This window comes from Streptomyces sp. WAC03905, assembly GCF_057371075.1.
The window spans coordinates 3,337,954-3,353,530 of the sequence record NZ_JBXYDZ010000003.1; the positions used below are offsets into that span (position 1 = coordinate 3,337,954).

Here is a 15,577-nt window from a genome sequence, read left to right on the forward strand (position 1 = left end):
CCCACGCGGTCGGGTGTGTCGGACCCTGCACACTTCCACCGAGGTGAGAGGGGCACGGATCGCGGTGTGGTCTTCTCGGCTCACCGCGGGTCTTGAGCGCACGCGGGAGCCCAGGGCACACCCCAGGCACAAGGTCAGAGCGTACCTACCTCACAGAGGTAGGTCAAAACAAATGCCCAGCACGAAAACCCGCCCCGCGCAAGCGGGAGGAGGGCCGTTCGGCCCGGCGGCCCGCCCCCGCGCCCTAAACTGACACCTTGCCCGGGCGCTGGGCGCCCGCGAGTCGATCAGCAGGGAGCAGCACATTGGGGACCGTGGCACCCGAGCCGACCACAGTCGACACCCGGCCCCCCGCTCCGGACAGCACCTCGTCCGCCGTCCGCAGAACCGTCCGCCGCTCGGTCCGCAGGTCCGCCCGCCTGCGCGGACCCCTGCTGGCCTTCCTGCTGGCGGCGACCGCCTTCTGCGCCTCCTGGGTCGCCCGAGGCACCTTCCCCTTCGGCAACACGGGGCGGGCCCTCAACGACCAGGCCAACCAGTACGTGCCCTTCCACCGGGCGCTGTGGGACCTGGTCCACGGACAGGCCGCCGGAGACCTGCTCTTCACCTGGCGCGGCGGATTCGGACAGCAGTTCCTGTCCGACTACCACACCTACCTCGGCAATCCGTTCTCCTGGATGGCCGTCCTGGTGCCGCGCGCCCACGTCGACCTCGCCGTCTTCGCGGTCACCCCGGTCACCCTGGGCGCCGCGGCCGCGGTGATGACGGTGTACCTCGGCAAGCTGCATCCCGGCCCGTGGTGGCAGCGGGGCGTGCTGGGGGCGACGTACGGGCTGTGCGGGTGGGCGCTGAGCGACGCCTCGTACATCCCGATGTGGCTCTGGGGCCTGGTGGCGTTCCCGATGCTCGGCATCGCCGTCGAGTGGTGCCTGGAGGGACGCCGCTGGCCGGGTGCGGCCCTGCTGGTCGCCCTCGCCTGGTTCGGGAACTTCTACACCGCGATGATGGCCACGATGGCCGCCTGCGTCCTGCTGGCGATCCGCCTCGCCACCCGCGACACGACGGCGCGGGACCGGCTGGTCGCCCTGGGGCGGGCCGCGACGGCCGCCGGGACCGGGATCCTGCTCACGCTCCCGCTGCTCCTGCCCTCGTTCCTGTCCAGCGGGGCCGCGCAGCCCACGAAGGCCGGCGCCTTCGACCCGGTGCGGATCGAGGTCTTCTTCGCGGGCATGCTCCCCGCCACGCACCTGTGGGGCGGCCGCCCCCGGCTCTACGTGGCCTCGCTCGGCCTGATCCTGGCCGGCGCATTCCTCCTCGACTCCGCCGTCGCCCGCCGCACCCGCCTGGTGTGGGCGGTGGCCACCGCGCTGGTCCTGGCCTCCTTCCAGTTCCCGCCCACGCAGTACGTGTGGCACGGGCTGGCGGTGCCGAACGGCAACCCGTACCGCGAGACCTTCGTCTTCAGCGGGATGGTGGTGGTCATGGCCTGGCTGGCCCTGGCCAACCGGCCGCGGCCGCGGCACCTGGCCCTGATGGCCGCCGTGCTGGTCGCGGCCACCTTCGTACTCCGGCGCACCGACGACTTCGGCGGCTGGACCTGGCCGGCGGTGCTCGTCGGCGGCGGCGTCTCCCTGCTGGCCCTGGTCCTGCTGCGGCTGGGCGAGAAGCGCCGCTTCCTGGTCCCGGTGGCCGCCGTGCTGATGGTCGGCGTGGTCCTCGCCGAGTCCACCGCGGCGGCGGCGGGCGCCGACGCCCGCCGCGCCCGCGAGCGCTGGGCGAAGCCGGTCGCCACCTCCAACCAGTCGATCGCCCGGCATTTCGACGCCGTCCGCGACGCCGAGGACTGGCCCGCCCACCGCACGGACTCGGGCGCCCCCCAGACCGCGTACAACGACGCCCTGGCGCTCCGCGCGGAGGGGCCGCAGTACTACAGCAGCTACCTCCCCGAGGCCACGTACCGGGCGCTGGAGCCCCTCGGGTACGGCTTCAAGAACGACGGCCGGACCTTCTTCGGCGCCGACAACCCGGTGCTCGACGCGATCTTCTCGATCGGAGCGCGGGTCCGGCCGGGGACCGCGCCCCACAGCTGGACGGCCGAGAGGTTCCCGGCGCCCCCGCTGGTGACCGTCCGCACCGGCGCGTACGCCTCCCCGAACCCGGCGGACAGCGTCTACGCGCGCCAGGAGACCGTCCTGGGCGCCACGGTCTACGAGGTCCCCGAGGTCACCCGCGGCGGCGGCCCGGAGGTCCAGGCCTACGCCGCGGTGTGCCGGCCCGGCTCCGAGGCGTACTGGTACTCCCCCGCCCTCTACGGCACCCTCCGCAGCGGGGGCACCGAGAAGCCGCTGGAGGACGAGATGACGGGCGTGACCCCGCTCGGGCCGGTCCCCGCCTCCGGCAAGGTCGACGTCACCGTGCGGACCCGTACCAGGGGCGCCGACGCGGGTGCCCACCCGCTGGGCTGTCTGGACCGGGCGGCCCTCGGGTCGGCCGTGGACCGCCTGAAGGTCACCGGCGCCACCGCGGTGGAGGTCGGTGGGCACTCGATCGGCGCCACCGTCCCCCCGCACACCCGGGGCACCGCGGTCGTCGCCACGACCGCCGTCCCCGGCTGGAGCTGCTCGGCCCCGGTCAGGCCCTTCCACGGCCTGCTGGCCGTGGAGCTCCCGCCGGGCACGGACCGGTTCTCCTGCACCTTCACCCCGAAGGGCTTCACCGCAGGCCTGGGCGGAGCCGCCCTGGCCCTCCTGGCCCTGCTCGCGGTCCCGTCCCGGACCCACCTGCGCCGCCTGCGCCGACGCTGACCCGGGGGAAACGAAAAGGCCCCCCGCCGCTCCTCTCGGAGCGGCGGGGGGCTTCTTCATACGAGCTGTCAGCCGTTGTACGGGCCGTAGTCGTAGTCCTCCAGCGGGACGGCCTGGCCGGAGCCGGTGCCGAAGGGCGAGTAGTCGATGTCGTCGTAGCCGACGGCCGAGTACATCGCGGCCTTCGCCTCCTCGGTGGGCTCCACCCGGATGTTGCGGTAGCGGGCGAGGCCCGTACCGGCCGGGATGAGCTTACCGATGATGACGTTCTCCTTGAGGCCGATCAGGGAGTCGGACTTGGCGTTGATCGCCGCGTCCGTCAGGACCCTGGTCGTCTCCTGGAAGGACGCCGCCGACAGCCACGACTCGGTCGCGAGCGAGGCCTTGGTGATACCCATCAGCTGCGGACGGCCGGAGGCGGGGTGACCGCCCTCGGTGACCACGCGACGGTTCTCGGTCTCGAACTTCGACCGCTCGACCAGCTCGCCCGGCAGGAGCTCCGCGTCGCCGGACTCGATGATCGTCACGCGGCGCAGCATCTGCCGGATGATGATCTCGATGTGCTTGTCGTGGATCGACACGCCCTGCGAGTTGTAGACCTTCTGGACTTCGCCGACCAGGTGGACCTGGACGGCACGCTGGCCGAGGATGCGCAGCACGTCGTGCGGGTTGGTGGCACCCATGGTGAGCTTCTGGCCCACCTCGACGTGGTCGCCCTCGTGCACGATGACCTTGGCGCGCTTCGAGATCGGGAACGCCGTCTCGTCGCTGCCGTCGTCGGGCGTGATGACGATCTTCTTCGTCTTCTCGGTCTCCTCGATCCGCACGCGGCCGGCGGCCTCGGAGATCGGGGCGACACCCTTCGGGGTACGGGCCTCGAAGAACTCGACGACACGCGGCAGACCCTGCGTGATGTCGTCACCGGCCACACCACCGGTGTGGAAGGTACGCATCGTCAGCTGGGTACCGGGCTCACCGATGGACTGGGCGGCGATGATGCCGACCGCCTCACCGATGTCGACCAGCTTGCCGGTGGCGAGGGAGCGTCCGTAGCAGAAGGCACAGGTGCCGACCGCGGACTCACAGGTCAGGACCGAGCGGGTCTTGACCTCCTCGACGCCGTTGGCGACCAGGGCGTCGATGAGCACGTCACCGAGGTCGACGTTGGCCGGCGCGATGACCTTGCCGTCGATGACGACGTCCTCGGCCAGCATGCGGGCGTAGATCGAGGTCTCGACGTCGTCGGCCTTGCGCAGCACGCCGTCCTCGCCGCGGACGGCGATCTTCAGCTTCAGGCCGCGCTCGGTGCCGCAGTCCTCCTCGCGGATGATCACGTCCTGCGAGACGTCCACCAGACGACGGGTCAGGTAACCCGAGTCGGCGGTACGCAGGGCGGTGTCCGCCAGACCCTTACGGGCACCGTGCGTGGAGATGAAGTACTCCAGAACGGTGAGGCCCTCACGGAAGGACGCCTTGATCGGACGCGGGATGGTCTCGTTCTTCGCGTTCGACACCAGACCACGCATACCGGCGATCTGTCGCATCTGCATCATGTTTCCTCGGGCACCCGAGTCAACCATCATGAAGATGGGGTTCGTCTTGGGGAAGTTCGCGTTCATCGCCTCGGCAACCTCGTTGGTCGCCTTGGTCCAGATCGCGATGAGCTCCTGCGTGCGCTCGTCCTTGGTGATCAGACCGCGCTCGTACTGCTTCTGGACCTTCTCGTCCTGCGCCTCGTAGCCCGCGACGATGGCCTTCTTGGCCTCGGGCACGACGACGTCGGAGATGGCCACGGTGACGCCGGAACGGGTCGCCCAGTGGAAGCCGGCCGCCTTCAGGTTGTCGAGCGTCGCCGCCACGATGACCTTGGGGTAGCGCTCCGCCAGGTCGTTGACGATCTCGGAGAGCTGCTTCTTGCCCACCGAGTAGTCGACGAACGGGTAGTCCTCGGGCAGCAGCTCGTTGAAGAGCGCGCGGCCCAGGGTGGTGCGCAGACGGAAGCTGTCGCCCGGCTGGAACTCCTGCTCGCCCTCTTCGGCGACCGGCGGCACCCAGCCGCGCGGCGGGATGGTGCCCACCGGGAAGCGGATGTCGACGGACGACTGCAGCGCCAGCTCGCCGGCGTCGAACGCCATGGTCGCCTCGGCCGTGGAGCCGAACGCGCGGCCCTCGCCCTTGGTGTCACGGAGCTCACCGTCGGTGGTCAGGAAGAACAGACCGAGGACCATGTCCTGGGTCGGCATCGTGACCGGACGGCCGTCGGCCGGCTTGAGGATGTTGTTCGAGGACAGCATCAGGATGCGGGCCTCGGCCTGCGCCTCCGCGGAGAGCGGCAGGTGCACGGCCATCTGGTCACCGTCGAAGTCCGCGTTGAACGCGGTGCAGACGAGCGGGTGGATCTGGATGGCCTTGCCTTCGACCAGCTGGGGCTCGAAGGCCTGGATGCCGAGACGGTGCAGCGTGGGCGCACGGTTCAGCAGGACCGGGTGCTCGGCGATGACCTCTTCGAGCACGTCGTAGACGACCGTGCGGCCGCGCTCGACCATGCGCTTCGCCGACTTGATGTTCTGCGCGTGGTTCAGGTCGACCAGGCGCTTCATCACGAACGGCTTGAAGAGCTCCAGCGCCATGGCCTTGGGCAGACCGCACTGGTGCAGCTTCAGCTGCGGGCCGACGACGATCACGGAACGCGCGGAGTAGTCCACGCGCTTGCCGAGGAGGTTCTGACGGAATCGACCCTGCTTGCCCTTCAGCATGTCGCTGAGGGACTTCAGCGGACGGTTGCCGGGGCCCGTCACCGGGCGGCCACGACGACCGTTGTCGAAGAGGGCGTCCACGGCCTCCTGGAGCATGCGCTTCTCGTTGTTCACGATGATCTCGGGGGCACCGAGGTCGAGAAGGCGCTTCAGGCGGTTGTTGCGGTTGATCACGCGGCGGTACAGGTCGTTCAGGTCGGAGGTCGCGAAGCGGCCACCGTCCAGCTGCACCATCGGACGCAGGTCCGGCGGGATGACCGGGACGCAGTCCAGAACCATGCCCTTGGGCTTGTTGCTGGTCTGCAGGAACGCGGAGACGACCTTGAGGCGCTTGAGCGCACGGGTCTTCTTCTGGCCCTTGCCGGTACGGATGATCTCGCGGAGGCGCTCGGCCTCCTCCTCGAGGTCGAAGGACTCCAGGCGCTTCTGCAGCGCGGCGGCGCCCATGCAGCCGTCGAAGTACGTGCCGAAGCGGTCACGCAGCTCGCGGTAGAGCAGCTCGTCGCCCTCGAGGTCCTGGACCTTGAGGTTCTTGAAGCGGGCCCACACCTCGTCGAGGCGGTCGATCTCGCGCTGGGCGCGGTCGCGGAGCTGCTTCATCTCGCGCTCGGCACCCTCGCGCACCTTGCGGCGCACGTCGGCCTTGGCGCCCTCGGCCTCGAGCTCGGCCAGGTCGGACTCGAGCTTCTTGGCGCGGCCTTCGAGGTCGGCGTCGCGGCGGTTCTCGATCTGCTGGCGCTCGACGGAGACGTGGGCCTCCAGCGACGGCAGGTCGCGCTGGCGGCGCTCGTCGTCGACAAACGTGATCATGTACGCGGCGAAGTAGATGACCTTTTCGAGGTCCTTCGGCGCGAGGTCCAGCAGGTAGCCCAGGCGCGACGGGACGCCCTTGAAGTACCAGATGTGGGTGACGGGAGCGGCAAGCTCGATGTGGCCCATGCGCTCACGGCGCACCTTGGCGCGCGTGACCTCGACGCCACAGCGCTCACAGATGATGCCCTTGAAGCGGACACGCTTGTACTTGCCGCAGTAGCACTCCCAGTCCCGGGTCGGACCGAAGATCTTCTCGCAGAAGAGTCCGTCCTTCTCGGGCTTCAGGGTGCGGTAGTTGATGGTCTCCGGCTTCTTGACCTCGCCGTGCGACCAGGTTCGGATGTCGTCCGCGGTGGCAAGGCCGATCCGCAGCTCGTCGAAGAAGTTGACGTCGAGCACTGTGCGTCAATCCCTCTTTCGGGGTCGTGTCTCTTGATCAGTGGTCTGAACGGTCCCGGGGATGACGGGGGGCTCTGTTCGTGAGCCCCCCGTCAGGCCCGTCAGACCTCTTCGACGCTGCTCGGCTCGCGCCGGGACAGGTCGATACCGAGCTCCTCCGCCGCGCGGAAGACGTCCTCGTCGGTGTCGCGCATCTCGATGGACATGCCGTCCGAGGACAGCACCTCCACGTTGAGGCAGAGCGACTGCATTTCCTTGATGAGCACCTTGAAGGACTCGGGAATGCCCGGCTCGGGGATGTTCTCGCCCTTGACGATGGCCTCGTAGACCTTCACGCGGCCGGTGACGTCGTCGGACTTGATGGTCAGCAGCTCCTGGAGGGCGTAGGCGGCGCCGTACGCCTCGAGCGCCCACACCTCCATCTCACCGAATCGCTGGCCACCGAACTGTGCCTTACCACCCAGCGGCTGCTGCGTGATCATCGAGTACGGACCGGTCGAACGGGCGTGGAGCTTGTCGTCGACCAGGTGGTGGAGCTTGAGGATGTACATGTACCCGACCGAGATCGGGTCCGGGAACGGCTCGCCGGAGCGGCCGTCGAACAGGCGCGCCTTGCCGGACGGGAGGACCAGGCGGTCACCGTCGCGGTTCGGGATGGTGTGCTCGAACAGGCCGGCGAGCTCGTCCTCGCGGGCACCGTCGAACACCGGGGTGGCGACGTTGGTGCCGGGCTCGACGCGGTCGGCGCCGATGGCCTTCAGTCGCTCGGCCCACTCCTCACCCAGACCGGAGACGTCCCAGCCGCGGCTGGCGAGCCAGCCGAGGTGGATCTCCAGGACCTGTCCCGGGTTCATTCGGGACGGGACACCCAGCGGGTTCAGGATGATGTCGACCGGGGTGCCGTCCTCGAGGAACGGCATGTCCTCGATCGGGAGGATCTTGGAGATGACACCCTTGTTGCCGTGACGGCCGGCGAGCTTGTCACCGTCGGTGATCTTGCGCTTCTGGGCGACGTAGACGCGGACCAGCTGGTTCACGCCCGGGGGAAGCTCGTCGCCCTCCTCGCGGTCGAAGACGCGGACGCCGATGACCTTGCCGATCTCACCGTGGGGGACCTTGAGCGAGGTGTCGCGCACCTCGCGGGCCTTCTCACCGAAGATCGCGCGGAGCAGGCGCTCCTCCGGGGTCAGCTCGGTCTCACCCTTGGGCGTGACCTTGCCGACCAGGATGTCGCCGGCGACGACGTCCGCACCGATGCGGATGATGCCGCGCTCGTCGAGGTCCGCGAGGACCTCCTCGGAGACGTTCGGGATGTCCCGGGTGATCTCCTCGGGGCCGAGCTTGGTGTCACGGGCGTCGACCTCGTGCTCCTCGATGTGGATCGAGGAGAGGACGTCGTCCTGCACGAGGCGCTGCGACAGGATGATCGCGTCCTCGTAGTTGTGGCCTTCCCACGGCATGAACGCGACGAGCAGGTTCTTGCCGAGGGCCATCTCGCCCTCTTCGGTCGCCGGTCCGTCGGCGAGGACCTGGGACTCGACGATCCGGTCACCCTCGTTGACGATGACCTTCTGGTTGACCGAGGTGCCCTGGTTCGACCGGGAGAACTTGGCGACGCGGTACGTGGTGTACGTGCCGTCGTCGTTGGCGACGGTGATGTAGTCGGCCGAGACCTCCTGGACGACACCGTCCTTCTCCGCACGGATCGAGTCACCGGCGTCGACCGCGCAGCGGTACTCCATGCCGGTGCCGACGAGCGGGGCCTCCGCCTTGATGAGCGGAACGGCCTGGCGCATCATGTTCGCGCCCATGAGGGCACGGTTGGCGTCGTCGTGCTCGAGGAAGGGGATCATCGCGGTCGCGACGGACACCATCTGGCGCGGGGAGACGTCCATGTAGTCGACGTCGCCGCCGGCGATGTAGTCGATCTCGCCGCCGCGACGGCGGACCAGGACGCGGTTCTCCGTGAAGCGCATGTCCTCGGACAGGGCCGCGTTGGCCTGCGCGATGACGAAGCGGTCTTCCTCGTCGGCCGTCAGGTAGTCGACCTCGTCGGTGACGACACCGTCGATGACCTTGCGGTACGGGGTCTCGACGAAACCGAACGCGTTGACGCGGCCGTAGGACGCGAGCGAGCCGATCAGACCGATGTTCGGGCCTTCGGGGGTCTCGATCGGGCACATGCGGCCGTAGTGCGACGGGTGGACGTCACGGACCTCGAAGCCGGCCCGCTCACGGGACAGACCGCCGGGGCCCAGCGCCGACAGGCGGCGCTTGTGGGTCAGGCCCGAGAGCGGGTTGTTCTGGTCCATGAACTGCGACAGCTGGCTGGTGCCGAAGAACTCCTTGATGGAGGCGACGACCGGCCGGATGTTGATCAGGGTCTGCGGCGTGATCGCCTCGACGTCCTGGGTGGTCATGCGCTCGCGCACGACGCGCTCCATACGAGCCAGACCCGTGCGGACCTGGTTCTGGATGAGCTCGCCGACGTTGCGCAGACGACGGTTGCCGAAGTGGTCGATGTCGTCGGTCTCGACCACGATCGAACGGCCGGACTCGCCGATCGTCTCGGTCTCGCCGGCGTGCAGCTTGACCAGGTACTTGATCGTGGCGATGACGTCGTCGGTGGTGAGCACACCGGCGTCGAGCGGCTCGTCGGCGCCGAGCTTCTTGTTCACCTTGTAGCGGCCGACCTTGGCGAGGTCGTAGCGCTTGGGGTTGAAGTAGAGGTTCTCGAGCAGCGTCTGGGCGGCCTCACGGGTCGGCGGCTCGCCCGGGCGCAGCTTGCGGTAGATGTCGAGCAGCGCGTCGTCCTGGCCCTGGGTGTGGTCCTTCTCCAGGGTGGCGCGCATGGACTCGTACTCGCCGAACTCCTCGAGGATCTGCTCGGTGGTCCAGCCGAGAGCCTTCAGGAGGACGGTGACGGACTGCTTGCGCTTGCGGTCGATGCGGACGCCGACCATGTCGCGCTTGTCGATCTCCATCTCCAGCCAGGCACCCCGGGACGGGATGATCTTGGCGGAGAAGATGTCCTTGTCGGACGTCTTGTCGATGGAGGAGTCGAAGTAGACACCGGGGGAGCGGACGAGCTGCGACACGACGACACGCTCGGTGCCGTTGATGACGAAGGTGCCCTTGTTGGTCATGAGCGGGAAGTCGCCCATGAAGACCGTCTGAGACTTGATCTCTCCGGTCTCGTTGTTCGTGAACTCGGCCGTGACGAACAGCGGAGCCGCGTACGTGAAGTCGCGCTCCTTGCACTCGTCGACGGAGTTCTTCGCCGGCTCGAAACGGTGGTCGCGGAAGGTCAGCGACATCGACCCGGAGAAGTCCTCGATCGGCGAGATCTCCTCGAAGATCTCTTCCAGACCGGACTTGGTGGGGACGTCCTGTCCACTCTCAAGCGCCGACTCGACGCGAGACTTCCAGGCGGCATTGCCGAGCAGCCAGTCAAAGCTCTCGGTCTGCAGCGCCAGGAGGTTCGGAACCTCGAGGGGCTCCTTGATCTTTGCAAAGGAGATGCGCAGCGGGGCGGTGCTGGCACCGTTGTTCGTATTGGTCGAGGCGTTGCGCGAGGCGGCCAAGAGGGGGTCCTTCCGAGGGCTCGGACTCACTACGCGCGTACCGGTCCCAGCAGACACAGAAGACAGGGCCCCCCGATTCCGGCCAAAACACCAGGTCAGGGTGGATCAATCAAGTGTGCTCAAGCGTGGGCATGTCCCTGGCGACGGGCAGGGGACAGCTAACAGGCAGCGCAAAGGGTCAGTGTAGCCACTTGGCTCACTGATGTCCAGACCGCGTTTCCGGAAACCGGCAACAGGCCTTCCCCATGTCGTTCAACCCTGCGTCCAACGCTGCGGCTCGTGCACAGAGCGCGTATCAGTACTGCCCTCTTCGTAGTCGATCCATGCCTCGGATCCCGGATCCGGGTGGTCGACCTCTCGACGGGTCTGAGAATGCTGCGCCGCGTCCCGTTCGTCAAGGCCCCCTGCTCCGAGCGGATCATCTTCGGACCCAGCGTCGGGGCAACGATGATCACCCTACTCCCCAACGAGACCAGGGCAAGTCAGGCACTGCCGGTACGCCAAAGGGCGACCACCCTTACGGGTGATCGCCCTTGGTTGAGGCCTCAGGAGGGCCTCAGAGGTGTTACTTGACCTCGACGGCCGCACCGGCGCCCTTGAGGGCCTCGGCGGCCTTCTCGGCGGCGTCCTTGGCGACCTTCTCGAGGACCGGCTTCGGGGCGCCGTCCACGAGGTCCTTGGCCTCCTTCAGACCCAGGGAGGTCAGCTCGCGCACGACCTTGATGACCTGGATCTTCTTGTCGCCGGCACCGGTGAGGATGACGTCGAACTCGTCCTTCTCCTCCTCGGCGGCGGCGGCGTCGCCACCACCCTGACCCGGGGCGGCAACGGCGACGGCCGCGGCGGCGGTGACGTCGAACTTCTCCTCGAAGGCCTTCACGAACTCGGAGAAGCTCGATGAGGGTCATCTCCTCGAACTGGGCGAGGAGGTCGTCCTGAGAGAGCTTCGCCATGATGGGCGATCCTTCCACTAATTCGGCAGGTGCCGATATGTCTATAGAGGCGGGCGTAACGGCCCGCTACGACCCGCGCACTAGGCGGCGCGGATCAGTGCGCGAGCCGAATTACTCGGCACCGCCCTGCTCGGCGAGCTTGACGCGAAGCGCTTCCGCGGTGCGGACGAACTTCGACGGCAGCGCCTGGAAGAGCGAGGCAGCCTGGGACTGCTTGCCCTTGAACGCGCCGGCCAGCTTGCTGAGCAGAACCTCGCGGGACTCGAGGTCCGCAAGCTTCTTGATGTCATCGGCGGAGAGCGCCTTACCATCAAGGACACCCGCCTTGATGATCAGGTTGGGGTTGTCCTTGGCGAAGTCACGCAGGCTCTTCGCCGACTCCACCGGGTCACCGGTGATGAAGGCGACCGCGGTCGGACCAGCGAAGTGCTCGTCCAGCGCGGTGATCCCGGCCTGGTTGGCCGCAATCTTGGTCAGCGTGTTCTTCACCACGGCGTACTGGGCGTTCTCACCGAGGGAGCGACGCAGCGTCTTGAGCTGCGCGACGGTGAGACCCCGGTACTCGGTCAGCACGGCGGCGTTGGAGCTCTGGAACGCGTCCTTGAGCTCGGCCACCGATGCAGCCTTGTTGGGCGTCGGCATGGTGCGTTCGCCTCCTTCCGGGTGATGAGGACCGCTCAGAAGGGGCTGACACACAAAACGCCCCGGCGCAGGCGCCAGGGCGTGGCTCGACCGGAACGAATTCCGGGAACCTTCCACAGTCACCTGCGCGGGTCGTCCGCATGCAGCGGATCCTTCGGCCACCGAACCCTTGCGGGCACGGCAACGACCAGCGGTCTTTGGCTTCCGGGGAAGACTACGTGAAGGGTTCCGGTCGAGGCAAATCGGTCAGTGGGCCGGGCAGCGGCGGGTCACTGGCGGAGGCCGGGCAGCCCGGCCTCCCGCAGCGTCTTGTCGGCCTCCTCCAGGCTCTTGTCGGCCGCTTCCAGGTCCTTGTCGACCTGTTCGAGGTCGGCGTCGACGCCCTTCATCACGGCGTCGAAGGTGATGACCTGGTCGGCCGGCGGCGGCTGGACGGCGGCGGGCTTGCCGAAGTCGGAGAACATGGCCGTCGTCTTCGACGTGCCCTTGTCGTCCGTGCTGGAGCTGTCGACGCGGACCGGGTAGCCGTCCTTGCCGATCCACAGGTCCACCTCGAAGGCGGTGATGTGCTTCACCGACTCGTGGAGGTACCGGCGGTTCTTCTCCTCCATGACCTTGGTGGACTCGTCCGCCCTGACCAGGTCCGCGTTGGTGAGGCTGCCCCGGTAGTGCTGGGCCTCGACCCCGTCGGTCGTCCCCGCTCCCACGTGCGTGAGCTTCTCCTGGCCGAGCAGCATGGCGAGGTACTCGGCCGGGTCCTCGTTCAGCCGCACCCCCGGCTTGCCGTCCTTGGCCAGGTCCATCTGCATCCAGGTCTTGCCCTTGAGGGGCTTGTCGAGCTGGGTGTAGATGGTGTCGCCCATCATGATCGAGCGCGTGTCGGGCTTGCCGCCGCCCTCCTTGAGGACCACGTTGTGGCTGGAGGGGTACCAGCCCTTCGTGCCGGACTGGCCGCTGCTCTTGCCGTCGGCACCGACGGTGGACACCTCCGCCTTGGCGAACTTGGCGGCCACCGTCTTGAGGTAGGACGCCTTCACCGCCTCCGCGGGGTCGTGCGCCGTGGCGTCCGCCGCCTCGCCCGCGCCGGCGCTGCCGCCGCAGGCCGTGAGACCGCCCACGAGAAGCGCGGTACCGGCGATCGCCGCGCCGGCCCGGATCCGGACAGCCTTGTTCATCTGGTTCTCCCCCATGCATGGTCGGTGCACGTCGCGCCGCCGCCGGTGAGCGGCGGCGGCGCGACGGTACTGCGGTCGTACGGGTGCTGCTGCGGCGGTCAGGCGGAGCCCTCGCCGGCGCCCTTCATCATCTCGGCGAGGTCGACGACCTGCTCGGCCGGCGGCGCGGTGACGTCGACGGGCTTGTTGATCTCCAGGAACTTGATGGTGACGTCCATGGGCCCGGAGGTGCCGGCGCCCTGGGTGCGGACCTGCTTGGCCTGGTCGTTCTCGTCGATCCAGAGGTCCATGGTCAGGGTCTTGATGCCCTGGGCCTCCAGTGCGGCGAGGTTCTTCTCCTGGCGCTCCTTGGCCTCCGGGCCGGAGGCGGCACTGCGGGAGCGCAGCTCGTCGACCGAGACGGTGCCGCTCAGGTGCGTCGTCTTCTGACCGTCGATGGTCTCGTCGCCGACCTTCTTGAGGTCCTTGGCGGCGCTCAGGCTGTCGGCCGTGTCGGCCGGGTTCTGGCCCTGCTGGGCGGAGCCGAGGGAGTCCAGCTCCTTGGCCTGCTCGGGAGCGAGGGCCTTGAGGTCGAACTTGAGCCACTTGCCCTCGGCGCCCATGTACATGGCGCTGTCCAGGAGGCGGATCTGCACCTTCTCGCCCGGCTTCTCGGGCGAATCCATCGTCATCGACATGGCGACGGTGGGCTTGATCCGCATGGCGGCCTCGCCGTTGATCTTCTGGCCCGCGGCGCTGCCCGCGATGGTGTACCGGAGCGAGGTGATCTCCTCGGACTTCTTCCTCGTCTTCTCGAGGTACGCGGCCGGCGTCACCTCCGCCGGCTTCTCGGGGGCCTTGGCCGGTGCGGCTGCGGACGCGCCTGCATCCTTCTTCGGCTCGTCGCCGTTCTCGCAGGCCGTGGCACCTCCTGCGAGCAGGAGGGCGGCCAGGACGGCCACGGCGGTCTTCTTGCGGTACGCGTTCATGTCTTCCCCACCCCATGTCATCGTGCAGCACGTGGTCTTCGGCGTCCCCGCCTGCGCGCTGCTCGTACGACTGTACGACCCGTGGTCGCGCGCCTTCGCACGGGACTCGCGGGGGGAACGGGAACGGGCCCCCCGCCACCCGTGAAGGGGGCGAGGGGCCCGTGGAGCCGCTCGGTGAGCGTCAGGCTCAGACCGCAGCCGGGTCTTCCTCGACGAGGAGGTTCCGCGTGCGGTTCGGGTCCAGCTGGATGCCGGGGCCCATGGTGGTGCTGAGGGCGGCCTTCTTCAGGTAGCGGCCCTTGGCGGCGGACGGCTTCAGACGAAGGATCTCGTCGAGGGCCGCTCCGTAGTTCTCGACGAGCTGCTCGTCGGAGAAGGAGACCTTGCCGATGATGAAGTGCAGGTTCGAGTGCTTGTCGACGCGGAACTCGATCTTGCCACCCTTGATCTCGGTGACAGCCTTCGCGACGTCCATCGTGACGGTGCCGGTCTTCGGGTTCGGCATGAGGCCACGGGGACCGAGCACGCGGCCGAGGCGGCCGACCTTGCCCATGAGGTCCGGGGTGGCGACAACGGCGTCGAACTCGTTCAGGCGGTTGCCCTTGGCGATCTCGTTGATCAGCTCGTCGTCGCCGACGATGTCGGCGCCGGCGGCTTCCGCGGCCGCAGCACGGTCACCGGTCGCGAAGACCAGGACCCGGGCGGTCTTGCCGGTGCCGTGCGGGAGGTTCACGGTGCCGCGGACCATCTGGTCGGCCTTGCGCGGGTCGACACCCAGGCGGAAGGCGATCTCGACGGTGCTGTCGAACTTGGTGGAGGAGGTCTCCTTGGCGAGACGGACGGCCTCGAGCGGGGCGTAGAGCTTGTCCCGGTCGACCTTGGCGTCCGCAGCGCGGAGAGTCTTGCTGCGCTTCACTTCTGCTCCTGTGTTGTGGCTTCAGGCATGGAGTCGTGGTGCGGACCAGCGCTTGGTCCTACCACTGGTGGTGCGAGGGGGTGGCTGGATCAGCCTTCGACGGTGACGCCCATCGAACGCGCGGTGCCGGCGATGATCTTGACGGCCGCGTCGATGTCGTTGGCGTTCAGGTCGGGCATCTTCAGCTCGGCGATCTCCTTGACCTGGGCAGCCGTGAGCTTGGCGACCTTGGTCTTGTGGGGCTCGCCGGAGCCCTTCTCGATGCCCGCGTGCTTCAGGATGAGGCGCGCGGCCGGCGGAGTCTTGGTGATGAAGGTGAAGGTGCGGTCCTCGTAGACCGTGATCTCCACCGGCACGACCATGCCACGCTGCGACTCGGTCGCGGCGTTGTAGGCCTTGCAGAACTCCATGATGTTGACGCCGTGCTGACCGAGCGCGGGGCCGACCGGCGGAGCCGGGTTGGCCGCACCGGCCTTGATCTGGAGCTTGATAAGCCCCGTGACCTTCTTCTTCTTGGGAGGCATTGCTCTCTCCGGGTCCTAGTGAGAGTTTTCAGCCGCCGATCCG

At 68.2% G+C, this 15,577-nt stretch carries 9 protein-coding genes and 1 pseudogene; 2 read left to right on the top strand and 8 right to left on the bottom strand.

The features are described 5' to 3' along the window. Positions 1-314 precede the first annotated feature (314 nt). Positions 315-2,804: a YfhO family protein gene (locus AC2RP6_RS17440; protein WP_486447032.1), complete on the top strand. Its 2,490-nt coding sequence runs from the start codon at positions 315-317 to the stop codon at positions 2,802-2,804. A gap of 68 nt (positions 2,805-2,872) precedes the next feature. Here AC2RP6_RS17440 and AC2RP6_RS17445 read toward each other — a convergent pair whose 3' ends face one another. The 6 genes and pseudogenes from AC2RP6_RS17445 to AC2RP6_RS17470 form a co-directional block, all read right to left on the bottom strand. Further along, on the bottom strand, positions 2,873-6,772 hold the full coding sequence (locus AC2RP6_RS17445) for a DNA-directed RNA polymerase subunit beta' (protein WP_486447033.1): 3,900 nt from the start codon (positions 6,770-6,772) through the stop codon (positions 2,873-2,875). A gap of 101 nt (positions 6,773-6,873) precedes the next feature. Then, a complete protein-coding gene (rpoB, locus tag AC2RP6_RS17450; RefSeq protein WP_030026653.1) occupies positions 6,874-10,356 on the bottom strand; it encodes a DNA-directed RNA polymerase subunit beta in 3,483 nt (1,160 codons plus the stop codon). 565 nt (positions 10,357-10,921) lie between these two features. Next, positions 10,922-11,309 (bottom strand): annotated as a pseudogene (gene rplL, locus AC2RP6_RS17455) (50S ribosomal protein L7/L12). Between the two features lie 111 nt (positions 11,310-11,420). Next, positions 11,421-11,951 carry a 50S ribosomal protein L10 gene (gene rplJ / locus AC2RP6_RS17460; protein ID WP_030653597.1) on the bottom strand — a complete coding sequence of 177 codons (531 nt, stop codon included), beginning with the start codon at positions 11,949-11,951 and terminating at the stop codon, positions 11,421-11,423. Between the two features lie 269 nt (positions 11,952-12,220). Beyond that, a complete protein-coding gene (locus AC2RP6_RS17465; protein ID WP_486447034.1) occupies positions 12,221-13,126 on the bottom strand; it encodes an SCO4651 family lipoprotein in 906 nt (301 codons plus the stop codon). A 98-nt stretch (positions 13,127-13,224) separates the two neighbouring features. Next, entirely contained in the window at positions 13,225-14,094 is an 870-nt protein-coding gene (locus AC2RP6_RS17470) for an SCO4651 family lipoprotein (RefSeq protein WP_486447035.1), read from the bottom strand. Between AC2RP6_RS17470 and AC2RP6_RS17475 the strand changes: the two genes are divergently transcribed. Next, a complete protein-coding gene (locus AC2RP6_RS17475) occupies positions 14,093-14,239 on the top strand; it encodes a hypothetical protein (protein WP_486447036.1) in 147 nt (48 codons plus the stop codon). The genes AC2RP6_RS17470 and AC2RP6_RS17475 overlap by 2 nt on opposite strands. A gap of 42 nt (positions 14,240-14,281) precedes the next feature. On the opposite strand, the gene rplA is transcribed toward AC2RP6_RS17475, so the two are convergent. Together rplA and rplK are read right to left on the bottom strand one after the other, a co-directional pair. After that, the gene (gene rplA, locus AC2RP6_RS17480; RefSeq protein ID WP_350992873.1) at positions 14,282-15,010 is read right to left on the bottom strand and encodes a 50S ribosomal protein L1; all 729 of its coding nucleotides are present in this window, start codon (positions 15,008-15,010) and stop codon (positions 14,282-14,284) included. An 89-nt stretch (positions 15,011-15,099) separates the two neighbouring features. Beyond that, the gene (gene rplK, locus AC2RP6_RS17485; protein ID WP_030026644.1) at positions 15,100-15,534 is read right to left on the bottom strand and encodes a 50S ribosomal protein L11; all 435 of its coding nucleotides are present in this window, start codon (positions 15,532-15,534) and stop codon (positions 15,100-15,102) included. Positions 15,535-15,577: the final 43 nt, after the last annotated feature.